General features: G+C 67.9%; 3 protein-coding genes. 1 reads left to right on the forward strand and 2 read right to left on the reverse strand.

The genetic code is table 11. The annotated features are described in order from the left end of the window. Positions 1–1086, forward strand: a 1086-nt coding sequence (locus AC1DBQ_RS22335) for an LCP family protein (protein ID WP_476930594.1), incomplete at its 5' end; no start/stop codon positions are given. Between the two features lie 60 nt (positions 1087–1146). Here AC1DBQ_RS22335 and AC1DBQ_RS22340 read toward each other — a convergent pair. Continuing rightward, positions 1147–1914 (reverse strand): SDR family NAD(P)-dependent oxidoreductase, encoded by a 768-nt coding sequence (locus AC1DBQ_RS22340; RefSeq protein ID WP_476930595.1) that lies wholly within the window; start codon positions 1912–1914, stop codon positions 1147–1149. Between the two features lie 50 nt (positions 1915–1964). Further along, a complete protein-coding gene (locus tag AC1DBQ_RS22345; RefSeq protein ID WP_476930596.1) occupies positions 1965–3917 on the reverse strand; it encodes a M13 family metallopeptidase in 1953 nt (650 codons plus the stop codon). Positions 3918–4116 lie beyond the last annotated feature (199 nt).

Below are 4116 nucleotides of genomic sequence, written 5' to 3' on the forward strand. Positions count from 1 at the left end.
GATCCGAAGACCAACAAGGTCTACCCGGCACAGACCGGCGTCATGATCAACTCGGCAATGTCCGAGGCCGGCATCGGTTGCGCCGTGGACACCGTCAACAAGCTCACCGGACTGCAGATCGACCACTTCATGATGGCGGACTTCAACGCCGTCAAGGAACTCTCCAACGCCGTCGGCGGTGTGGAGGTGTGCGTCAGTGACGCCGTCTACKACCCCGACTCCAAGCTCCGKCTGCCCAAGGGCACGTCCACCGTCCAGGGGGAGCAGGCGCTGTCCTTCGTCCGCACGCGGCACGCCTTCGGTGACGGCGGTGACCTTGGCCGCATCAAGGCCCAGCAGGGCTTCCTGTCATCCMTCACCCGGAAGATCAAGAGCGATGGCACCCTCACCAACCCGGCACGGATGCTCGGCATCGCGGACGCGATCACCAAGAACCTCACCATCGACGACGGCCTGGCCTCGGTGCCGACGCTGCTGACCGTGGGCAACCGGCTCAAGAACATCGACGTCGGCAAGGTGGCCTTCGTGGCCACGCCCACCGTTCCTGCCGAATCGGACCCCAACCGGCTGCAGCTGGCCGAACCCGCGGCGTCGCAGCTTTTCGCCGCCATGCGCAACGACGTGGACTTGACGGATCCGACCGCGACGCCGAGCGCCGCCCCGGCTGCCAGTGCCGCACCGACCCCGAGTGCCCCGGCGCCGGCCTACGACAAGACGCTGCAGCCKGTCACCGTGGCCAACGGCTCAGGCGTGGCCGCCCGGACCCAGGAGATCATCCAGACCATCAAGGGCGCGGGCTTCACCAAGGTGGGCCAGCTGACGGCCCGGCCCGTCGCGACCACTGCCGTCTACTACGGTGCGGACTACGCCGACGTGGCCGCCGACGTAGCGGCCCTTCTCGGCGTGGCGCCGGGCCAGGTCCTCCCGGCGGCCGGAGTCGTCGGAGTCCAGGTCTACCTGGGCGCCGATTTCGCTAACGGAACACCGACGGCCGCCGCGACGCCGCAACTGCCTGCGGACATCGTCAATCAGACGGCCGGCGACACCGTCTGCCAGCAGGCGAACCCGGCGCTGATCACCCGCTGATCCTCAGGGGCCGTTTCGGTTTCGTTGCGTTGGAAAGGCGTTTCTTGAAACCAGCGTGACTTAGAACAGCGTGGCRCCGGTCAGTTCGGCGAGCCTGTCGGTGAGCCTGTCCTGGAAGCCCGGGTCCGTGACCTCCGGTGCGGCCGTCCGCTGCCGGCGGTGGTGCCAGTACTTACCGGAGACCGGGGCGCCGGGGTCGTTGCTGACGGCGAGCCAGCTCTGCGTGTCCTGGCCCAAGGCGAGGTCGTCAGGCGCGCCGGGGCCGCCCATCCTGGTGCGCACCCAGCCGGGGTCAACGGAGTTGCTGAGCACTGCGGGCCAGTGCCGCGCKACAGAAGCCGAGAGCGCGGAAACGCAGAGCTTGCTCTCCGAGTAGGCGGCGCTGGCACTCCAGCGCCGCCCGGTCCAGTCGATATCCCCCAGATTGCCGTTCGCCCCGAGGTGCATGCCGCTGCTGATGTAGACCAGGCGGCCGGGCCGCTCGATCAGCGCGGTGAGCAGGTAGGGCGCCAGCACATTGACCGCCAAAGTGAGGGAGTGCCCCTCCGGGGTCGCGACGCGCTTGGGCGAAACGTAGACGCCGGCATTATGGATGACGGCGTCCATCCGCCCGTGCCCGTTGACCTGCCCGGCGAGGTMCCGGGTTTGGGCGGCGCTGCTGAKGTCGCCGATCACGATGCCGGCCGCCTGTGGAGCGAGCTGAGCGAGGGACGCCGCGCGTTCCCTGGAGCGGGCGTGGAGCAGGACCTCATGGCCTTCGTTTATCAACGTCCGKGCGCTGGCGAGTCCTAGCCCGTCGGTCGAACCGGTGATGAAAACGCGGGCCATGGGTGGTCCCTTCCGTGGTCTGGTGCCGTTGCTGGCGCCGGCGCCCGGCGTCACCAGATGCTGACGCGCTCCTGCGGCGGCATCCACATGCCGTCCTGCTCGGTGACGCCAAACGCTTCGTGGAAAGCATCCAGGTTCTTGGCGATCGCATTCGTGCGGAATTCGTTGGGGGAGTGCGGGTCCGTCGCCAGCCGGCGGACGGCTTCCTCCGTCCGGATGACCTGCCGCCACCCCGCGGCCCAGGATGCGAAGAACCGCTGGAACCCTGTCATCCCGTCGAGCACCGGCGGTTCCTGCCCGTCGAGGCTGATCAGGTAGGCCTTGTAGGCGATGGTGAGGCCGCCGAGGTCGCCGATGTTTTCGCCCAGGGTGAGCTTGCCGTTGACGTTGTGGCCGGGCGCGGCCGTGGGGGAGAGGGCGTCGAACTGCGCCACCAGCTTGGAGGTCAGGGCCTCGAAGGCGGTGCGGTCGTCCTGGGTCCACCAGTTCCGGAGCAGGCCGCTGCCGTCATACTGCGAGCCCTGGTCATCGAAGCCGTGGCCGATTTCGTGCCCGATCACCGCGCCGATGCCGCCGTAGTTGACGGCATCGTCGGCGTCGGCGGTGAAGAAGGGAGGCTGCAGGATGGCGGCGGGAAACACGATCTCGTTGAGCAGCGGGTGGTAGTAGGCGTTGACCGTCTGCGKGGTCATGAGCCACTTCTCCCGGTCCACAGGCTTGCCGACCTCGTCAAGGTGACGGTCGACGTCGGCGCTGTGCGCGCGCTCCACGTTCCCCAGCAGATCGGCGGGATCGACCTCGACGGCGGAGTAGTCGATCCACTTGTCCGGGTAGCCGATCTTGGCGCGGAAGGAGTCCAGCTTCTTGAGCGCCTCGAGCTTGGTTTCCTCGCCCATCCACTCCAGCCCCGTGATGGACTCCCGGTACGCCTCGATCAGGTTGGCCACGAGGCCCTGCATCCGCGCCTTGTTGCCTTCCGGGAAGTGCCGGGCAACGTAGATCTGGCCTACGGCCTCGCCGAGGGCAGCCTCGACTACCGCGACGCCGCGCTTCCAGCGGTCCTTGATCCGCGGCGTCCCGCTCAAGGTCGTGCCGTAGAAGGCGAAGTTCGCGTCCACGAACGCGGAGGACAGGTACGGGGCAGCGGCGCTGACGACGCGCATKGCGAGCCATTCCTGCCACGTGGCCAGCGGTTCGCTGKCCAGCAAGGAGGCGGCGCCGGAGAAGAAGTCGGGAGTGCTCATCACGAGTTCGGTGCGCTTTTCCGGGGCGATGCCGGCCGCGTCGAACCAGTCGGCCAGGAGCGGGAAGAGCTCCGCTGCCTCGGCGGCGGACTTCAGGTTGTACGTCTTTTGCGGATTCCGCAGCGTCACGTTGTCCCAGTGGTGCGAGGCCAGCGCGGTTTCCAGCGCGACGACCCGCCCGGCCGCGCCACCCGGATCGGCAACGCCGGCCAGGGCAAGCATGGCCTGGACGTGCTCCCGGTAGGCCTGGACMATGGCCGCGAACTTCTCTTCGCGGTAGTACGACTCATCCGGCAGGCCGAGGCCGCCCTGGCCGGTGTAGAGCAGGATCCGGTCCGGGTTGCCGGCGTCCGGCGCGGGGTAGATGTAGAAGAGCCCGCCCACATCGGCGCGGAACAGCCGCCCTGCCAGCGCCACGAGTTCGGGGACCGACGTCGTGGCGAACACCTCCGCCAGCCGGGTCCGGAGCGGGTCTAGGCCCTTGGCTTCGGCCGCGGTCTCGTCCATGAAGCTGTTGTAGAGGTCCCCGATCTTCCGCTCGATGCCGGTGGCCTCTGCGCCGCGGGCGGCCGCCTGCTCGATGATCTCCTTCACGGCAAGCTCCGATGCGTCCCTCAGGGCCGTAAAGGTGCCCTCCAGCGGCCGGTCGTCCGGAATCACCGTGCTCGTGAGCCAGCGGCCGTTCACGTACTGGTACAGGTCATCCTGAGGACGGACGCCGGCATCGATGGTGGACAGGTCGATCCCCGAAAGTGGCACGGATGCTCCTTTGAGAGGCAGGCCGGCACCGGAGCTTGTGTCGGTGCACGGTCTGCATAGTGGACGTTGCGGTGGTCTGGCTCCTTCATCTTACGCACCCGTGTTACTGTGAAAAGGTGCGCGCAGAACTGCTTCTTCTTAGCTGCCGCGGCGAGGCCTCAGACGCGATCTAGCGCAAGGCCAACCCTCGCTGCGGAGT

It is taken from the genome of Arthrobacter sp. 10T413_2 (genome assembly GCF_056394205.1).